The following is a 19,198-nucleotide window of genomic DNA, read 5'->3' as shown; positions in this document are numbered from 1 at the left end:
ACAGATAATCATGAAAAAACAATATATATGGATACTACTGAGCTGCTTGTGTTTTACAGCCTGTAAGAAGCTTGATCAGGAACCTCAATCTACCCCAACAAATAAAGCTGTTTTTGGCAGTGAAAGTGGTCTGAAGCTCTATACCAACTCTTTTTATGCAATGGATTTCTTGCCTAAGAATTCCACCAGTCAGGATGCTGTTTCTGACTACCTGGCTGTAAAATCTGTTTCCGATTTTATAAGACCGGGGATATTCACTCCAAGCCAGAGTACGGGGTGGACATGGACAGACCTTAGAAACATCAATTACTTTATTGAAAATTGTAAAGATCCTTCTGTTCCTATTGATATTAGAAATAACTATCTGGGTATAGCCAGATATTTCAGGGCATATTTTTATATGGAGAAAGTGAAGAGATTTGGTGACGTACCATGGATTGGCAAACCGCTGAACATCAATGACCCTGCATTATACGCCGGTCGTGATAAAAGAACGCTGGTGATGGATTCTGTGCTAGCCGACCTTGATTTTGCCTGTGCTAACATCAAAGCAACTAACGATGCAACCCGCAGTACAGTTACCAAATGGGTGGCCTACGCTTATAAGTCCAGAATCTGTCTATTCGAAGGAACTTTCAGAAAATACCATACTGAACTTGGCCTGCAGTCTAGCGCATCTGCATGGCTTGAAAACGCTGCATCAACCGCAAAAGAGATTATGGATAAAGGAGGGTATTCAATCAACACAGCCGGAGGCCCGGGTGTTTCCTATCGTCAGGTATTTACCAGCACAGTCCCTGTTGCAAGTGAAGTACTACAGGCCGCTGTAAGTGACCTTACTTTAAATGTATTGAATGAGGCAAACTGGTGGTGGACCAGCGGTACATATGGTGCCAAAGCAAGTTTTACCAGAACATTTATCAATACATATTTGAATCTGGATGGAACTCCCTTTACCAACGACCCTGCTTATACCACTATGCTGTTTAAGGATGAAGTGAAAAACAGAGACCTTAGATTGAAACAGACCATCCGCTCTGGAAATTATAAAAGAATAAGTGGAGGTGTACAAATTCCTGCGCCTCCGGTATTCTCGTATACTTTTACCGGTTATCAACCGATAAAATGGACATTGGATGACATGTATTATGATGCCGGAGCACTTAATATTAACTCGATTGCATTATTCCGTTATGCTGAAGTGCTGTTAAACTATGCGGAAGCCAAAGCAGAACTTGGTACACTTACTAACGAAGATTGGGCTGCAACCGTTGGAGTACTTAGGGCAAGAGGCGGGATAACAGGTGGATTATCAGCAAAGCCAATAATTGCGGATCCGTACCTTATTGCTAACTATTTTCCTGGAATTACTGATCCATCTATTTTGGAAGTAAGGCGAGAAAGGGGGATTGAGCTTAGTCTTGAAGGTCTTCGCTACAGTGATATCTTAAGATGGAAAAGAGGCCCGCTTATGGATCAGGAATGGGACGGTTTTTATGTTCCTGCTTTGGTTACACCTATGGATCTTAATGAAGATGGCATACTTGACGTAGCTTTCTATCAAGGTGCAAAACCAAAACCTGAAGTTGCAGGAGTTACGTATGTGGACGTTTCAGCAACAATTGGCGGTAAAACAAATTCCCAGTTGCTCAAAAATGGTACTTTTGGAGAGCTAATCTGGATGAATGAAATAGTGAGGAAGTGGGATGATAAAATGTATTATTATCCAATTCCTCAGGCAGATTTACAAAAGAACCCTGCTCTTGGACAGAATCCAGGTTGGCAAGGCAACTAATTAGATTATAAAACAAATTAAATAGACATGAAAATAAGACAAATCATTCTTTCTATATTTTTGGTAGTAATGAGCGTTAGCGCTTTTGCTCAAAAATTCACTATTGGATCTTTTAATATTCGTTATGACAATGCCGGAGATGAAGGTAACAGATGGTCGCAAAGGGCTCCTGTAGCTGCAAATCTCTTACGTTTTCACGAATTCGATATCTTCGGTATTCAGGAAGGATTAAAGAATCAGGTTGACGACCTAAGTAAATTGTTGCCAGAGTATGCACATTACGGTTTAGGTCGCGATGATGGTAAAGACGCTGGTGAGCACTCCTCTATCTTTTACCGTCAGGATAAATTTAAGTTACTTGATAAAGGTGATTTTTGGTTGTCTGAAACGCCTGACAAACCAGGAAAAGGATGGGATGCTACTTGCTGTAATCGTATTTGTACCTGGGTACATCTTCAGGATATAAGCAGTGGTAAAAAGTTTTACTACTTTAATGCGCACTTTGATCATCAAGGTAAAATTGCACGTGTAGAAAGTGGAAAGCTAATTGTAAAAAAGATCAGCGAAATAGCAGGTGATGCCCCAGCTGTTTTTACCGGAGATTTGAATGGCGGCCAAAAGAGCGAATGGTATTTAACATTGGCCAATTCAGGTATTTTAACTGATACCTATACGCAGGTTAAACATCCATATGCAAATAATTCATCGTTTAATGCCTGGGGCAAAAGCGTAGATGGTTATGAAATTATAGACCATGTATTTGTTACTAAGGGTTTTAAAGCCGACAAATGGGGGATTCTTACCGATACTTATCATGGTAAGTTTGTTTCAGATCATTTCCCAATTCTGGTAAATGTAACATTAGTAAAATAATCTATTAACCACTAAGAGGCCATAACATTTTATAATGGTATGGCCTCTTTTTTGTTGGGTATTTTACTATGGTAAAAGACAATACAAGCAGATTTAGTAACAGAGTTGAAGACTATGTTAAATATCGCCCGGGATATCCGGTAGAGATCATCAATTTCCTTCAGTCTAAGTTTGGTTTATCTCCGGATAAAATTATTGCAGATATTGGAGCTGGCACAGGAATTTCTGCTGAACTATTTCTTAATTCAGGATATGAGGTTTTTGCTGTTGAACCAAATACGGAGATGAGAGAGAAGGCTATTGAACTTCTTGGACATCTTCCAGCATTTCATGCAGTAGATGGGACCGCGGAAAACACGAAGTTAGAAACCGATAGTATTGATGCTGTAGTAGCTGGCCAGGCCTTTCACTGGTTTGACAGGGATGCGGCGCGAGCTGAGTTTAGCAGGATATTAAAACCAAAGGGTTTAGTTGTACTTATCTGGAACGAAAGAAAAACTACATCTGCCTTTGAGGTTGCATATGATGAACTGATCATTAAGCATGGAAAGGACTATGTGAAGGTAGATCACAGAAATATTGATGAAATCAAAATCGGAGAATTCTATGCTCCAGAGTCTTTTTCCTATCATCTTTTTCAGAACAAACAGGTTTTTGATTTTTATGGATTGCAGGGGAGATTATTTTCATCCTCTTATATGCCTGCCAGAGGAGAAAATGGTTACGAAGCAATGGTTACAGACTTGAAACAGCTTTTTGAGGACTATAAAGAAGATAATTCAATTACCATTAATTACGATACCAAAGTATATATCGGTAAGGTTTGAAGTACTCATGTGGACTTCGGGTGCTGTCTCTCTGCTTCTGAGTTAACCTAACACCAAAGCCAGACTTTCTTATGTTAATCTTAACCTTAGAACGAACATGAACTTAAGATTAACTGAAGAGGAATCGAAGTAATATACAAGAGGATGCAGAAGCACTACAGAGGCAGGACAGAACCAGATATAAGCCATCATGAAATTTCTAAAGCAATGGGGAGAGCAATCTAGCTGCTTTTTCCAATAATTTCTTGTACACAGGGCGTGAATTCCAATAAACAGGATTAATTTTTAATGCATCTTTCAAATCCCGGTAAAAAATATCGCTTAATTCCGTGGCAATTGGAGTATCGTAAACAATTGCATTTACTTCAAAGTTAAGATCGAAGCTTCTGAAATCCATATTAGCAGTACCAACCATAGCTATCTTTTTATCTGTAACCATTGTTTTTGCATGTACAAAACCTTTCTGATATTGATATATTTCTACACCGGCACTTAGTAGCTCACTATAATAGGATCTGGCGGCAGAGTTTACAAGTATAGAATCTGATACTCCTGGTACTAAAAGTTTAACAGAGATTCCACTTAGAGAGGCAATAATCAATGCATCCAATAAGCTTTCGCCAGGAATAAAGTAAGGGCTTGTTATGAGTATTTCGCTGGTTGCAAGATTGATGGCCTGAATGATAGAGAACAAGATGGTTGGTGATTCGGAGTCGGGGCCACTGGCCGCAATCTGAACAACTTTATTGTCGTTTACTGTTTGCAGAGGCTTGGGAGGAAAAAAATCTGTATTGGGCTGAAGCAATTCATCTGCACAGAAATTCCAGTCGCATAAGAATAGGTATTGCAGATATTGTGCTCCCGGACCATCAATTCGGAGATGTGTATCACGCCAATAAAGTTTCTCTGATCCATTGTTAATATATCGGTCGCTAACATTTATGCCACCTACGAAAGCAGTAACGCCATCAATTACAATTATTTTACGGTGGTTCCGGTAATTGAGACGGTTGGCAAAAAGCATAAAATGCACTTTTAAGAAAGGAAAGGCTTCTACACCGTTCTCTACCAATCTTGGAACTAGCTTTTTGCGGATGCTGCGGCTTCCGAAATCATCATAAATAAAACGAACTGTAACCCCTTCCTTCGCTTTTTCAATCAAAGCTTGTTCAATTGCGTGGCCTATTTCATCATCCTCATAGATATAGTATTCAATATGGATATGGTGTTTTGCACTTTTAATTGCATTTAATACTTCCGGAAATTTTTGCTCACCATTGATCAGTAGTTTTAAAGCATTTTTTGAAGTTAATGGACTCATAGAATCCTTTAATATCATAAATGCCAATTCCTTGTTGCCAAGAACAGCATTGCCATTTTCCTTAAAAGTGAGCTCTGAATACTGAAGTATGTCGTGCCTGAATTTATTTGCCAGATCATCGTTGCCATAAAGTTTTTTGCTATACATTTTTCTGTGTCGGTAATTGATGCCGAAAAAGAAATAGAAGAGCATCCCAAAAAAAGGGACAAATATGGCAAACAACAAATATGCGAGGCTTTTGGTTGTGCTTCTGGTATCGTATATAATGCGCAGACAAACAAAGATTAAAAGAACAACGTAAATGATTTCTGAAATCAGCAGCCAGTCCATAATAGTGATAAGCAGTTAAAACGAATAGATATGTAGTAAGTTAATAATTCCTGACCAATAAATAGATGAATAAATTATATTTACGGTAACAACACACAAGAACCAAACCTAAGAACCAAATAATGAAAACATTAACTCTTTTGGCGTTATTTTCTTTTTCTATTGCCATGCATGCCAGTGCGCAATTAGAAAAAACTGCATTTCAGACAGGTAGTGCCTGGAAACCCGAAATAGATGTACGGTCTGATATTGCAATTGTTTACGGGGCAAATGACAGGCAGGGTATGACGTTTCAGGAGCGCGTAAACTCATGGAGAGACCATGGCTACCAAACACACTTTATGACAGGGATAGCATGGGGGGAGTATCAGGACTATTTTTTAGGTAAATGGGATGGTAAAAACCATCAGGATATTGGCCAGGTAGAAAGAAATGGAAATGTGATTTGGCATGGGGGAGGTGTGCCCTACATAGTGCCCGTACAGTCTTTTCTTGAATATATGAAAACGGCTATCATTAAAAAGGTAATTGACGCCGGCATAACTTCCATTTATTTGGAGGAACCGGAATTTTGGGCAAGAGCAGGATATAGCGAGGTGTTTAAACAAGAGTGGAAAAAGTACTATGGTTTTGACTGGAGGCCACAACATGAGTCGGCAGAGAATACCTATTTATCAAACAAACTAAAGTACCATTTGTATTATGAGGCAATTAAGGATGTTTCCTCGTATGCCAAATCGTATGGTAAAACGAAAGGGTTAGCTATAAAAGTTTACATCGCCACGCATTCACTGGTTAACTATTCGTCATGGCAAATAGTTAGTCCGGAGGCGAGTTTGGCTTCTTTGCCAGGGATTGATGGATACATTGCCCAGGTGTGGACAGGGACATCCCGTGAGCCAACATATTTTGATGGACAGAGGAAAGAACGGGTATTTGAAAATGCCTTTCTTGAATATGGTTCTATGGTTTCTATGACGGCACCTACTGGTAGAAAAATGTTCTTCCTTACAGATCCTATTGAAGATTGGCCACGCGATTGGAGTGATTATAAGCTTAATTATCAGGCCACATTTACAGCTAAGTTGTTGTATCCAATGGTTAATAACTATGAAGTAATGCCATGGCCGGAACGTATTTATACCAGACCTTACAAGTTGGCGAACAGCAAAGAGGCGGTGTTAATTCCTAAGTATTATTCTACTCAGATGCAGGTGATGGTTAATGCGTTAAATGATATGCCACTGTCAGAAAATAAGGTTACAGGCAAAAATGGTATTGGTGTTTTGATGGGCAATAGTCTAATGTTCCAACGCTTTCCTGATCATAAGGGATATGAAGATCCACAGTTTTCTAACTTTTATGGCCAAACATTGCCATTGCTAAAAAAAGGAGTACCTGTACAAACAGTGCACATGGAGAATCTTTCTTTTAAGGGGACGCTTAAAGACATAAAGGTATTAATAGTTAGTTACTCAAACATGAAGCCTGTTTCGGCTGAGGTACATAAGTACATTGCAGATTGGGTTAAAGGTGGTGGTGTTCTGTTCTATTGTGGACGCGATGATGATCCTTATCAATCAGTTATGGAATGGTGGAATACGAAGGGCAATCAATTTAAAGTCCCTTCAGATCATTTGTTTAGCTTAATGAATGTAAAGCCGATTAAGAATAAAAAGGTATCGGTAGGTAAAGGGGCAGTTTATTTGATTAAACAAAATCCTAAAGAGTTTGTGTTAAATGCCAATTCGGCAAATACTTATCTGGACCTTGTTAAACATGCTTATGAATTTGATGCAAAAGCAGGAGAGCTATCCTTTAAAAACAATCTTTACTTGCAAAGAGGTCCGTATGATATTGTTTCCGTAATGGACGAATCTTTAAGTAATGAGCCATATAAAATTAAAGGTCCTGTTATAGATCTTTTTGATCCAAATCTTCCTGTACTTTCAGAGAAGGTGATTAAACCTGGGGAACAAGCCCTTTTATACAATATACTGCGTGTAAAAGATAAAACTAAGCCTATGGTTTTAGCTACAGCATCAAGGATATATGATGAAGTAAGGAATGGAAGAGCATATTCATTTATATGTAAAAGCCCTGCAAAAACGGTAAACAGTATTCGTGTTTTACTTCCCGCTAAGCCTGTAAAGTGTGCTGTTTTAAGCAATAATGGTGAGGAAATAGCCGATGTAAATACTTCATGGGATGAAAGCTCAAATACCCTTTATCTGGGTTTTAATAATAGTCCGGATGGGATAAAAGTAAACCTTACCTGGTAATTTGCAACTAACGCGCGAATATTTCAAACAACCTGCGATAAGCATTGTTGTTAAAATAAAAAAATCATGATCACACCAGAAAACAACATACCTCTTGATGATTCTGAAAATTCAGAAGCAGAGGATCAGCAAAGTCAAAAAGACATTCATTCAAATGGTTTGGATGATACCTTTGAAGAAGAGAAAGTAGAACAGCCGGAAATAGAATTGTTCGAGCAAGCCTCTAAGGCTTCGGAAGCATCTTATACTTTAGAGCCTGAAAAGGGAATAGCGCCGAAAAAGGAAGGTAAATGATGAAAGTTTTAATTCTACTTGTTGTCCTTATCTGCAGCGCAATTGTTGGCAGGGGGCAGGTAGCATCTGTAAACTCTATAATGAAGGAGGTTAAAAAAAGCTATCATGCAGGCGAATATGAGGCTACATTAATCAAATTGGAGCAGGCACAAAAAATAGCAAGGAAAATAACCCCTGCTATTTTGTATTGGAGGATTTTAGCACAAAAAGCCTTATTGCCTGGGGTTAAAGATCCGGCATTTTATACCAATATGAAGAAGTTTGAAGAGCTGGAAATGCTAAGGGAAAATTGTAATTTTTACTTGAAAAGTTATGGGAAATTGCCAGCTCTTAGTGAACAACGTAATAAAGTATATGAGGTGCAGCGGAGTTTGAAAGGCTATCCAGTGGCAAAAGTAGAGTTCGATGAGATTATGCACCTGAAGAATGCGGTGAAGTCGAATCATTAAGAGACAGCGTTTACTTTATTGCCAATTCCTGTTCTTCGTGAAGGAGGATGCTATCTCTAATTGAATTCAGTAAAGTCAGGTCTACTTTGCAGTCCAAACTTTGTCTGCAATGCCTGCGATCCTCTTTATCAATTTCAATTGTTCCAATTCTTTCCTGACGGTCATCATAGATCTGATATTGTTTGTTTTTGATCGCTTTTATGTTTAAAAAGCGACCGAAGGGCTTATTATCAGCAACTTCAATTCTAAACTGTTCCATACTATTTTGGTTTAATGTACCCCCTTTAACAAACCAAACAAAAGATTGTTCCTGAAAAATAGCTGTTTTTGCATTAATTTTGTTGCTTAACCTGTTTATAATGATTTCATTAACCCGAACCACTTCTGATAATCCAGATTTCAAGTCATTAGTACTGCTACTCGATAAAGAACTAGCCATCCGCGATGGCGATGATCATGCGTTTTATTCTCAGTATAACAAAATAGTAAATATCAAAAATGTTGTAATTGCTTATGATAATGGTAAGCCGGTTGGCTGTGGTGCTTTTAAGCCATTTGAAGCCAATGCAGTAGAGATAAAAAGAATGTATGTAAACGAAGATTCCAGAGGCAAGAGGATTGCGAGGCAGATTTTATCAGAACTTGAGTTGTGGGCAGTTGAAATAGGGTATGATAGTTTTGTTCTGGAAACGGGATTAAAGCAACCTGAAGCTATTTCATTATATAAAAATATGGGATATGAAATTATACCTAACTATGGCCAGTACCAGGGTGTAGAAAACAGTGTTTGTTTTCAAAAACAAGGCTAACCGCTTACTATTGGAGTCGGGTCTTTTTATATTCAGTAGGGGTCATTCCGTATTTGTTCTTAAAAATGGTGGAGAAATAAGTAGGTGAGGATATACCAACCATATAAGTGATTTCGGAAATGGAATACTCTTCGTTGTTTAAATAGTACTTAGCTTTTTTAAGTCGCCTGTTCAGAATGTAATCTGTTATACTACAGTTTAATAATGCTTTAATTTTACGGTACAGCTGAACTCTGGATATGCCTATTGCTTTGCTGATGTCATCAACGCTGAAATGCTCATTGCCTAGGTTGTGTTCTACAATGCCGGCAAAGTCATTTAGAAACTTTTTGTCAATCACATTCGTAATTGTTCTTTTAACGCCCGATGAGGAGATGTCGCTTGTATAATGCTCTTTTAAAATAACCCGGTTTTTGATCAGATTTTCTACATTTGCTTGCAAGTATTCGAAGTTAAATGGTTTCGTGATATACACATCTGCCATGCTCTGTATACCATTTACTTGCTGCTCTATGCTGCCTTGCGCAGTTAATAATATAATTGGAATGTGTGAGGTACGAATATCAGATTTGAGTTGCTGAGTCAGGTTTTTTCCGGATATACCTGGCACAACAACATCAGTAATGATCAGGTCTGGAATTTTTTCGTATGCTTCTGCCAATCCATTCGTACCTGTAGATGCTGTAAATATTTCATAGGTTCCCTCAAATTTATCCGTTAAATAATCCAGGAGATCCTGATTGTCCTCAATAATTAATATGGATTGATCTTTAATGTGCTCAAATGAACGATCTTTTTCTTTGATGGCCGCATGATCATGTTCTGTAGTGTATATTTTTATCTGATCATAAAGTTTTGCACTTTGCTGTTCCTGTGCAACTTTTTCTTCGGCAGTAAGGTGAGTGTCTCCTAATGGAAGTGCTATTCTAAATGTTGTTCCCTGCCACTTTTGGCTGTTTACAGAGATATCGCCTTTGTGTAAAAGAATCAATTCTTTTGAAAGAGATAACCCTAAACCCGAACCTCTACTGTAATTTACATCCGATTGATAGAACTGATCAAAAATATGTTTAAGCTCTATGTCAGTCATTCCCACTCCATTATCTTCTACATCAATATGAACAGTATCTTCAGTTTTGCTTATTGTAATGTATATTCTCCCGTTATCGCTGGTAAATTTTAAAGCATTGCTTAGTAGGTTAAATATCACTTTATCAAGGATGTTTACATCAAACCAAACTACTCCCGGACTTTCTTTAATCACTAGTCTCAAGTCTATATTTCGTTTTTCAGCACTGTGTTTAAAGCTATCCAGGATTTCTTTTATAAAATCTATTATGTTATTGGCAGTGGCATGCAGCTTGAATTTTTTATGCTCAATTTTCCGGTAGTCCATCAATTGATTTACTAACCGAAGTAGCCTATATACGTTTTTATTAATTAGCTTAAGATTATTACCTGCGGATGCTTTTATCCGTTCATTTTTAAGCAGATCTTCCAGAGGTGATAAGATCAGTGTTAGAGGTGTTCTGAATTCGTGAGATATATTGGTAAAAAAATTAAGTTTAGCTTCGGTTGCGGCCTGAGCTTTTTCCGACATTTCAATCAACTGATTGCGTTGGTTTAAGATCTCAGCATTCTTTAGCTCCAAACTTTTATTGATTTTTCTATTTTCCAGTAAGGCGTGAAAGGCTAATCCCCCGAACACAACCGCTAATACAAGGGTAATCACAATGAAATTCAATACCAATCTTTGGCTATTGTATACCTTGAATTGGTCTGCCAGTAAAGTCTGTTGCCGTTCAATATCATTTTGCTGACTGCTTATTCTTGCCCATTGAAGCTTCATTAATTGTACATTGCTGCTATCGATAACCACAGTTTGCAGAATATTCTCTTTAGAGAATGATTCTCTGTTCAGGATCCTCATGGCTATATTGATAGCTTCTTTACCTCCGGTAGGGTAAAGTACACTGGCAGTAAGCGTTTTGTTACTCACCAGGTTTAGCCCACCGCCATTGCCGGGCAAGGCATCAACACCAACAACTTGTATGCGTTTATTCAGATTAAGCTTTTGAAGTACCCTGCGGGTGCTTGTTGCCATTACATCATTATGCGCAAATATGGCATCAACATTTTTAAGTTTATCCTTGTTTTTAAGTAGTTGAACCTCTGTGTTTTCACCAAGCCAGTCGCCATAAAACTGCCCATTTACTTTAATTTGAGGATGCTTTTTAAGTGCGTCCATAAATCCCCTGTCACGCTCAATAGCAGGAGAGGAGCCGGGCAGTCCCATTACCTCTACAACATTTCCTGAACCTTTTAGACTGTTTGCCAGATATTCGCCGGCAATTTTACCAACCTGATAATTCTCTGCACCAACATAAGCAGTATAAAGTGGCGATGAAGTTTTACGATCGATAACGATTACTGGAATTCCCTTGTTATAGGTCTCTTCAACGATTTTAGTTAATGGAAGGGCTTCGTTTGGAGAAATAATAAGTAAATCAATACCCTCTTCAATCATTTGTTTTACCTGGTCTATCTGCTTGCTGCTGCTGTTATTGGCATCGGCATAACTTAATTTAGTTCCAGGACGTAGCGAAAGCTCGGTTTTCATCTCATCCAGCATTGTTTTTCGCCACAAGTCAGATCCAACACATTGCGAAAAGCCAATTTTATACTCAGGCGTTTCCTTTTTATCTGAGCATCCTATTAAAGGTAATATCAGCCCAAATACAACTACGATCAGCATTGTAATCTGGTACTTAAAAAGACTTTTAAAATCGACTGAATTGCTCATTTATTTGGTTGGTAACTAAGTACTAATCATTAAAGCTATAAATTATATAGCTCATTTAAAAATTTCGAACATGCAGCTGCAATAAGCAGTGTAACGAGAGTTAAAGAATTATGTAACCAGATTTAATGTAGGGGAAATTACTTCCTTTGTTTGTTTTTAATCGTTTGATTATCAGTGGTTTTGTTTGTGTTTGATTTTTTAAAGAATTTGATGTAAGAATCATAACACCTGCTTCTGATTTACCTCTAATTTGCAATCATTAACCATTTATAAATCGAACTTCATGAAAAAAAATTCAGTGCTTGCCTGGTCGGTAGTAGTAGCATTAGGCGGGTTTCTTTTTGGCTTTGATACCGCAGTGATATCAGGAGCCGAGAAATCAATTCAACAATATTGGAATCTTTCTGTATTTGAACATGGGTTAACCATTTCAATAGCCTTAATAGGTACTGTGATAGGCTCATTACTTGGCTCCAGACCATCTGATAAGTTCGGCCGCAAAAACACTTTGTATTTTGTTGCAGTAGTTTACTTGTTGTCATCATTAGGAACTGCATTGGCAGATAACTGGTATGTTTTTCTTGTATTCAGATTTATCGGAGGTTTGGGAGTCGGCACATCCTCAGTAACGGCTCCAATTTATATATCAGAAATTTCGCCGGCCGACAGACGTGGCCGTTTGGTAGGATTGTTCCAGTTTAACGTAGTACTTGGAATTCTGATCTCTTACCTTTCAAATTACCTGATTAGCCAGGGTGGAGAATCATCGTGGCGCTGGATGTTGGGTGTGCAAGCTGTACCATCTTTAGTTTTCCTGATCCTAATTAAGTTTATTCCCGAAAGTCCACGTTGGCTTATCCTTAAAAAAGGAGCTACTGAAAAGGCACTGGAAATATTAAGGATCATTAACCCGCTGAACTGTGAGGCTGAGTTAGCGGCAATTAAGGGATCAGAAAAGAAATTGGGAGAATCTTCAAAAAACAAGGAAAGTTTGTTCTCTGGTCAGTATTCGAAACCTGTGATATTTGCCGTGCTGTTTGCGTTTTTTAATCAGGTGTCGGGTATTAATGCAATTATCTATTATGCGCCCAGGATTTTTGAAATGGCCGGACTTGGTGCACATTCCTCGCTGTTATCAACAGTTGGAATTGGGCTGATTAATTTTGCATTTACCTTATTAGCATTAAATTTTATAGATAAAGTTGGTCGCCGTGTATTGATGTTAATCGGGTCTTTTGGCCTTATCGCTTCCTTATTTTTAGTGGCCTTTACATTTTATACCGAGCGCTTTAGTGGTATGGCTATTCCCATCTATATGATGGTGTTTATTGCTTTTTTTGCATTTTCTCAGGGAGCGGTTATTTGGGTGTTTATTTCAGAAATCTTCCCAAATCAGGTGAGGGCAAAAGGGCAAACCTTGGGCAGCTCTACGCACTGGGTAATGGCCGCTCTGGTTGCTTTTTACTTCCCTTATTTTGCCGAAACTTTTGGAGGTGCGGTAACTTTTAGCTTTTTCGGCACCATGATGGTTTTACAATTGTTATTTGTATGGCGCTTTATGCCTGAGACAAAAGGAAAATCATTGGAGAGCATCGGCGACAATATTGTTTTACATTAAATTTTAAACTATGAAACAAGAAATATCTTTAACGGCAGAAGCAGTGTGCTATGGAGAAATACTTTGGGACGTTTTGCCTGATGGTCCTCAGCCGGGTGGCGCACCTTTAAATGTTGCTTATCACCTCAATAAATTAGGTGTAGCATCTGGTTTGATTAGCAGAATTGGTGATGACAACAATGGGCATAAGCTGGAAGAACTGATGGGCAATTGGGGGATCAACAGGAGCTTCCTGCAAACCGACAAAGAGCACGCTACCAGTGAAGTGCTTGCCAGAATGAACAATGGGAATGAGGTGACTTATGAGATTGTTTTTCCGGTTGCCTGGGATTTTATTAATGAAGCAAATGAGTTAAAGGAACAAATAAAGCCAGCAAAATATTTCGTTTATGGTAGCCTGGCTTCCAGAAATGATACCTCCAGAAATACTCTTATCGAATTGTTGGATACTGATGCAATAAAAGTTTTTGATATCAATATTCGTCCGCCTTTTATTAATCATTCATTGTTAGAAATTCTATTAACTAAAGCAGACATTGTGAAGTTTAATGAGGCAGAGTTGAGTATGGTGCAGACTATGTTTAGCGGTTCATTTGAGGGAGAACCACAGATGGTTAAGTTTATCCAAAACCGTTTTAATGTCCCCGAAATCGTTGTTACTAAAGGAGAGTTTGGCGCTTCGTATTACAAGAATGATGAAGCACATCATATTTGGGGCAACGAGATAAAAGTAACGGATACGATTGGTAGTGGCGATTCTTTTCTGGCTGCTTTTATTGCCAGTCATTACCTTAAAGATCAACCTAAAGATATATTAATGAAAGCGATAGCCATGGGCGGGTTTATTGCAACCAAAAAAGGAGGCTGTCCTCAGTATGATATTGCCGAGTACATTCAGTTCAGAGATCAAATATTTAAACAGAAATAACCTAAACAACAACCAAATATTTAAACCATAACCAAATAAATCATGAGAAAATTTTTCTTGCTATGCAGCTTGCTGCTCATAGCGATAAGCGCGAGCTTTGGGCAAACCAGAGTCATTAGCGGAAAGGTAACTGATGGAGAATCAGTGCCTTTGGAGGCGGTGACAGTAGCAATTCCAGGCACTAAAACTACGGTTCTTACTGATCAGAACGGGAATTTCAAGATCAGCGCAGAGAATGGACAAGTCATAAAGTTTATTTATATGGGCGCAGATCCATATAGCTACACTATTACTGCCGACTCACAAAATATTCAGATCAAACTAAATGTTGCAAGTACCAGTTTGAATCAGGTAGTAGTAACCGGATATCAGAAAGAACGTAAGAAGGACATTACCGGGGCAGTAAATGTAGTAGACGTGAAAGGTATTAAAGATATACCAGTCGGGAATCCTGTTAAGTCTCTTCAGGGACGTGTGCCGGGTGTTTTTATCACTACAGATGGTTCTCCATCAGGCGGTGCTACTGTGAGGATTAGAGGCATCGGAACCTTAGGTAATAATGATCCACTTTATGTAATAGATGGTGTGCCATCGAAGAGAGGTTTGCAGGAATTAAATCCTAATGATATTGAATCTATTCAGGTTTTAAAAGACGCTTCTTCATCTACAATTTACGGTTCAAGAGCTGCGAACGGGGTAATCATTATCACTACTAAGAAAGCCAGGGCAGGATATTCAAAAATTGACGTAAATGTTTCTGCTTCTATTCAGAATTACGCTACCAAATTAAAAACCCTGGATGCAGAAGGCAGAGGCAGGGCTTACTGGCAGGCAGCCGTTAATGATAAAGCGGATCCGAATAAACATCAGATCTATCAGTTTGACTGGAATAATGATGTGAATAACCCAGTTTTAAATAAAGTTATTTATCCTGAGTTTATTGATAATGCTAAGACCATGAGACCTGCCAATACAGATTGGTTTGATGCCATCTCACAAAATTCAATTATTCAATCGTATGATGTTGCCTTGAGCAATGGCAACGAAAAAGGAAATACCATGTTTTCTTTAGGCTATTACCAAAACAAGGGAATTGTAAAGTCTTCTAAAAACGACAAGTTTACTGCTAGGCTAAACACCGACTTTAATTTTTTAAATTCCAAGCTTAAAATAGGAGAAAATCTTACTGCCAGCTACATTAAAAATGCACTTACCCCGGTGAGTGATATTCTGTTTACATCGCTTGTACAGCAACCAATTGTGCCGATACACACCATAGATGGTGGGTGGGGTGGGCCTGCCTCGGGTATGACCGACAGGCAAAACCCGGTGAGATTGATAGAAGATAACAGGCAAAATTCAAGCAGTTTCTATCGTATTATGGGAAATGTATATGCTGATTATAGTATTATTCCTGGATTAAACTTACGTACAAGCCTGGGGGTAGATTATAATGGAACTTACCAAAGGACATTGCGTAAATCATACATCTCCGGGTTTTTAGCAGATCCGTCTAATCAGGTCACTAATTCACAAAATTACGATGGTAACATAGTTTGGCAAAACACGCTGAACTACAAACTAACCAGTAATAAACATCAGGTGGAATTTTTGCTTGGTCATGAGCAGATTAAAAACATCAATCAATCATTCCTTGCCAGCAGACAGGGGCTAGCCTTAGAAACTATAGATTACGCTTATCTGGGTGCTGCAACAGGCAATACCTTAAATGAGGGAATAGGATCCGGAAATGCGCTGCTCTCTTATTTTGGAAAAGTAAATTATGTTTTTAATGACAGATATATTGTTTCAGCTACAATAAGGAGAGATGGTTCTTCGCGTTTCGGACAAGATAACCGTTATGGTACATTTCCTGCATTTTCTGCAGGATGGCGCGTTAGCGAGGAAGAGTTTATGAAAAAACTTCCATTTATTTCTGATTTAAAACTTAGATATGGCTGGGGTAAATCGGGTAATCAGGAAATTCCGAATAATGCTAACAGAGCGCTATATGCCGCTATTTATGGTATGGATCCGACATGGGATTTTGATGCAGGAAGTGCTTATGATATTACAGGCAGTGGTTCCGGACAATTGCCATCAGGTTTTACTTCAATACAAAGGGGGAACAATGCCCTGAAATGGGAATCTTTACAGGAATCTAATTTCGGTTTGGATTTTGGCTTGCTAAACAACAAAATCACAGGTTCATTTGACTATTTTATTAAAAATACCTCCGATATTTTAATTAAACCTGCTTATCTGGCTGTTTTGGGTGATGGGGGTAGTAAATACATCAATGGGGCTTCGATGCGTAACAAAGGATTTGATGCCTTACTGTCTTACGATAACAAATTTTCTGATGATTTTTCAATGAATCTGACGGGTAACTTTTCATTGTACCGAAACGAAGTTACTTATTTGCCAGAGGATGTTTTAGCTTCTTACCCGGGCAATGGAACCGATAAAACTGTTTTGAACAGACCAATTAATTCATTTTTTGGGTATATCGCCGATGGCTTGTTTCAAAATGCAGACGAAGTAAATTCTTCGGCAGCTCAACCTGGAAAAGGAATTGGCCGGATCAGGTATAAAGATTTAAACGGAGATAATGTTATAGATGATAAGGACAGAGATTTTATTGGTAATGCCAGCCCTAAATTTACTTATGGTTTAAACGCTTCCTTTACATACAAAGACTTTGATCTTAGCTTCTTTGTGCAGGCAATTAGCATCAAGGTAACAAATGAATTTAAAACTTATACTGATTTTTCATCCTTGTGGACAGGGACAAACTGGGGCCAGAGAACTCTTGATGCATGGACTCCGTCTAACCAATCCTCAACCATTCCTGCACTTACCTTAATTGATAATAATAACGAGGGCAGGTCATCAACCTATTTTATTGAAGATGGTTCTTACGTAAAACTAAGAAACTTACAGCTTGGCTATAACCTTAAGCGTGTGTTTAAATCGAAAATTCAGAATGCCCGCGTATTCATACAGGGAAGTAATTTATTTACGATCAAGAGTAAGTCGTTTACAGGTACCGATCCGGAAACTCCCAATTATGGATTTCCAGTACCTGTAATAGGAACTATTGGCCTGAACATTACATTGTAACCTAAAAATAACAGAACATGAAAAGATTATTATATACACTAGCGGTTCTTGGTGTCCTTCTTACGTCTTGTAAAAAGGTACTTGACGAACCAGCACAGGGAGTTGCTTCTGGTGAAGAACTGAATACTCCCGAAAATGTTGACAAGATGGTAATTGCAGCTTACTCATCTTTAGGAAACGACCATTATACCTCACCTTATTCAAGCATGTGGCCATACGGTAGCGTTAGAGGTGGAGATACTTATAAAGGAGGAGATGGACCCGGGGATTTGTCTGAATTCCATCTTTTTGAAACCTTTGTTACAAATAGGGTAGATAATGGTTTGTTGGATCAGTTGTGGTTTAGGCTTTATGTAGGTGTTGGAAGGGTTAATGACGCCTTAAAAAGAGTAAATGCTTTGTCTGATGCGGATTATCCTAAAAAAGCAGAAAGACAAGGAGAACTAAAGTTCCTGAGAGGCCATTACTACTTCCTGCTTAAAATCCTTTTTAAATATGTACCATTTATTGATGAAACACTTGTAAAAGAGGATTATCCAACAGTTTCTAACAGGGCATTAAGTAATGAAGAGTTGTGGGACAAGATTGCATCAGATTTTAAAGATGCAGCCGCTGTGCTTCCACCAGATCAAAGTGACAAAGGCCGGCCAAATAAATTTACTGCAAAGGCTTATTTAGCTAAAGCGCTTTTATATCAGGCGTACATTCAGGACGAAAGCAATACAGTAACTTCCATAAGCTCTGAAAAATTAACAGAGGTTAATGCTTTATGTGATGAGGTAATTGCATCCGGCAGATATCATTTAAGTGATGATTTTGCTAATAATTTTCTGTCTTCAACCGAAAATGGACCAGAGTCCGTGTTTGCTATTCAGTATTCGAAAGATGATGGAACACCTAAGGGGCGGCTTGACTATGGACACGCGCTTAATTACCCAATGAACCAGGATTATGGCTGCTGCGGATTTAATGTACCTAGCCATGATTTGATTAACTCATTTAAAACTGATGCAAATGGTTTGCCAATGTTTGGCACCTACAACGATGTTGATGTTGCAGCGTCACTTGATTTTCAAACCAGCACTTTTGATCCTCGTTTAGATCATACTGTTGCTAAACCCGGAGCTCCTTTTAAGTATAAAACAGATTTTATATTTGAACGATTTTGGGCAAGGGCTCCTGCAGTTTATGATGCATTTGCAAGTTTAAAAGAAGCGGTATTGCCAGGTGATGCTTCTTTTCAGAAAATTCCGCCATTTATGTCGAGCTCTAAAAACTGGGAGATTATTCGTTATTCAGATGTACTTCTTTGGAAAGCTGAAGCACTTATAGAACTTGGTAGACAAGATGAGGCTTACCCGTTGATAAATCAGGTAAGGGATCGTTCATCAAAAAGTAAAGCACTTCTTAAACTTGCTAACGGAAATCCAACCTCAAACTATAATGTTCAGCTATATCAGCCGGGCGTAAACTGTACATGGACTCAGGAATATGCCAGAAAGGCGCTTCGCTTTGAAAGAAGGATTGAGTTCGCAACTGAAGGCTATCATTTCTTCGATCTGGTACGCTGGGGCGTAGCGGCGCAAACCATGAACGCTTATTTTAACATAGAAAAATCAAGAGCCAACCATTTGGCTACCGCTAAATTTACAGCCGCAAGAGATGAGTATTTTCCAATTCCATTAAATCAGGTTAATTTTAGCAAAGGCTTATACCAACAAAATAAGGGTTGGTAATGGATTTAAA

14 protein-coding genes are annotated in these 19,198 nt (G+C 38.5%); 11 read left to right on the top strand and 3 right to left on the bottom strand.

The features are described from left to right. Positions 1-10 precede the first annotated feature (10 nt). The 3 genes from HQN86_RS07410 to HQN86_RS07400 all read left to right on the top strand — a co-directional run bounded on the left by HQN86_RS07410 (position 11) and on the right by HQN86_RS07400 (position 3,495). A complete protein-coding gene (locus HQN86_RS07410; protein ID WP_172660390.1) occupies positions 11-1,795 on the top strand; it encodes a RagB/SusD family nutrient uptake outer membrane protein in 1,785 nt (594 codons plus the stop codon). A gap of 27 nt (positions 1,796-1,822) precedes the next feature. Then, entirely contained in the window at positions 1,823-2,668 is an 846-nt protein-coding gene (locus tag HQN86_RS07405) for an endonuclease/exonuclease/phosphatase family protein (protein ID WP_172660389.1), read from the top strand. Positions 2,669-2,736: 68 nt separating this feature from the next. Next, positions 2,737-3,495, top strand: a complete 759-nt coding sequence (locus HQN86_RS07400) for a class I SAM-dependent methyltransferase (protein ID WP_172660388.1) — start codon at positions 2,737-2,739, stop codon at positions 3,493-3,495. Positions 3,496-3,694: 199 nt separating this feature from the next. Here the strand turns inward: HQN86_RS07400 and cls are convergent, their stop codons facing one another. After that, positions 3,695-5,146 carry a cardiolipin synthase gene (gene cls / locus HQN86_RS07395; protein ID WP_172660387.1) on the bottom strand — a complete coding sequence of 484 codons (1,452 nt, stop codon included), beginning with the start codon at positions 5,144-5,146 and terminating at the stop codon, positions 3,695-3,697. A gap of 122 nt (positions 5,147-5,268) precedes the next feature. Between cls and HQN86_RS07390 the strand changes: the two genes are divergently transcribed. The 3 genes from HQN86_RS07390 (at position 5,269) to HQN86_RS07380 (ending at position 8,171) form a co-directional block, all read left to right on the top strand. Further along, positions 5,269-7,428, top strand: a complete 2,160-nt coding sequence (locus HQN86_RS07390; RefSeq protein WP_172660386.1) for a hypothetical protein — start codon at positions 5,269-5,271, stop codon at positions 7,426-7,428. 66 nt (positions 7,429-7,494) lie between these two features. Beyond that, entirely contained in the window at positions 7,495-7,722 is a 228-nt protein-coding gene (locus HQN86_RS07385; RefSeq protein WP_172660385.1) for a hypothetical protein, read from the top strand. Then, positions 7,719-8,171, top strand: a complete 453-nt coding sequence (locus HQN86_RS07380) for a hypothetical protein (RefSeq protein ID WP_172660384.1) — start codon at positions 7,719-7,721, stop codon at positions 8,169-8,171. The genes HQN86_RS07385 and HQN86_RS07380 overlap by 4 nt, the downstream gene beginning before the upstream one ends. 10 nt (positions 8,172-8,181) lie before the next feature. Here HQN86_RS07380 and HQN86_RS07375 read toward each other — a convergent pair whose 3' ends face one another. Beyond that, the gene (locus HQN86_RS07375) at positions 8,182-8,430 is read right to left on the bottom strand and encodes a hypothetical protein (protein WP_172660383.1); all 249 of its coding nucleotides are present in this window, start codon (positions 8,428-8,430) and stop codon (positions 8,182-8,184) included. A gap of 100 nt (positions 8,431-8,530) precedes the next feature. On the opposite strand from HQN86_RS07375, the gene HQN86_RS07370 reads away from it, so the two are divergent. Then, a complete protein-coding gene (locus tag HQN86_RS07370; protein WP_172660382.1) occupies positions 8,531-8,980 on the top strand; it encodes a GNAT family N-acetyltransferase in 450 nt (149 codons plus the stop codon). A gap of 7 nt (positions 8,981-8,987) precedes the next feature. Here HQN86_RS07370 and HQN86_RS07365 read toward each other — a convergent pair whose 3' ends face one another. Further along, the gene (locus HQN86_RS07365; RefSeq protein ID WP_246269495.1) at positions 8,988-11,783 is read right to left on the bottom strand and encodes a substrate-binding domain-containing protein; all 2,796 of its coding nucleotides are present in this window, start codon (positions 11,781-11,783) and stop codon (positions 8,988-8,990) included. Positions 11,784-12,066: 283 nt separating this feature from the next. Here HQN86_RS07365 and HQN86_RS07360 point away from each other — a divergent pair, with 283 nt between their 5' ends. The 4 genes from HQN86_RS07360 to HQN86_RS07345 are packed head-to-tail and all read left to right on the top strand — an operon-like array spanning position 12,067 to position 19,188. Further along, the gene (locus HQN86_RS07360) at positions 12,067-13,401 is read left to right on the top strand and encodes a sugar porter family MFS transporter (RefSeq protein ID WP_172660381.1); all 1,335 of its coding nucleotides are present in this window, start codon (positions 12,067-12,069) and stop codon (positions 13,399-13,401) included. A gap of 10 nt (positions 13,402-13,411) precedes the next feature. Then, positions 13,412-14,329: a carbohydrate kinase family protein gene (locus HQN86_RS07355; RefSeq protein WP_172660380.1), complete on the top strand. Its 918-nt coding sequence runs from the start codon at positions 13,412-13,414 to the stop codon at positions 14,327-14,329. Positions 14,330-14,371: 42 nt separating this feature from the next. After that, entirely contained in the window at positions 14,372-17,452 is a 3,081-nt protein-coding gene (locus HQN86_RS07350; protein ID WP_172660379.1) for a SusC/RagA family TonB-linked outer membrane protein, read from the top strand. Positions 17,453-17,469: 17 nt separating this feature from the next. Next, positions 17,470-19,188 (top strand): RagB/SusD family nutrient uptake outer membrane protein, encoded by a 1,719-nt coding sequence (locus tag HQN86_RS07345; protein WP_172660378.1) that lies wholly within the window; start codon positions 17,470-17,472, stop codon positions 19,186-19,188. Positions 19,189-19,198: the final 10 nt, after the last annotated feature.

This window comes from Pedobacter panaciterrae (assembly GCF_013204795.1).
Classification (GTDB): Bacteria; Bacteroidota; Bacteroidia; order Sphingobacteriales; family Sphingobacteriaceae; genus Pedobacter; species Pedobacter panaciterrae.
Note: the sequence above shows the minus strand (reverse complement) of the source record. Positions and strands in the feature narration are given on the sequence as shown.

Bases quoted from the DNA above. Each gene is read 5' to 3' on its own strand.
- HQN86_RS07410 (WP_172660390.1), top strand. From the start codon at position 11: ATGAAAAAACAATATATATGGATACTACTGAGCTGCTTGTGTTTTACA.
- HQN86_RS07405 (WP_172660389.1), top strand. From the start codon at position 1,823: ATGAAAATAAGACAAATCATTCTTTCTATATTTTTGGTAGTAATGAGC.
- HQN86_RS07400 (WP_172660388.1), top strand. From the start codon at position 2,737: ATGGTAAAAGACAATACAAGCAGATTTAGTAACAGAGTTGAAGACTAT.
- cls (WP_172660387.1), bottom strand. From the start codon at position 5,146: ATGGACTGGCTGCTGATTTCAGAAATCATTTACGTTGTTCTTTTAATC.
- HQN86_RS07390 (WP_172660386.1), top strand. From the start codon at position 5,269: ATGAAAACATTAACTCTTTTGGCGTTATTTTCTTTTTCTATTGCCATG.
- HQN86_RS07385 (WP_172660385.1), top strand. From the start codon at position 7,495: ATGATCACACCAGAAAACAACATACCTCTTGATGATTCTGAAAATTCA.
- HQN86_RS07380 (WP_172660384.1), top strand. From the start codon at position 7,719: ATGATGAAAGTTTTAATTCTACTTGTTGTCCTTATCTGCAGCGCAATT.
- HQN86_RS07375 (WP_172660383.1), bottom strand. From the start codon at position 8,430: ATGGAACAGTTTAGAATTGAAGTTGCTGATAATAAGCCCTTCGGTCGC.
- HQN86_RS07370 (WP_172660382.1), top strand. From the start codon at position 8,531: ATGATTTCATTAACCCGAACCACTTCTGATAATCCAGATTTCAAGTCA.
- HQN86_RS07365 (WP_246269495.1), bottom strand. From the start codon at position 11,783: ATGAGCAATTCAGTCGATTTTAAAAGTCTTTTTAAGTACCAGATTACA.
- HQN86_RS07360 (WP_172660381.1), top strand. From the start codon at position 12,067: ATGAAAAAAAATTCAGTGCTTGCCTGGTCGGTAGTAGTAGCATTAGGC.
- HQN86_RS07355 (WP_172660380.1), top strand. From the start codon at position 13,412: ATGAAACAAGAAATATCTTTAACGGCAGAAGCAGTGTGCTATGGAGAA.
- HQN86_RS07350 (WP_172660379.1), top strand. From the start codon at position 14,372: ATGAGAAAATTTTTCTTGCTATGCAGCTTGCTGCTCATAGCGATAAGC.
- HQN86_RS07345 (WP_172660378.1), top strand. From the start codon at position 17,470: ATGAAAAGATTATTATATACACTAGCGGTTCTTGGTGTCCTTCTTACG.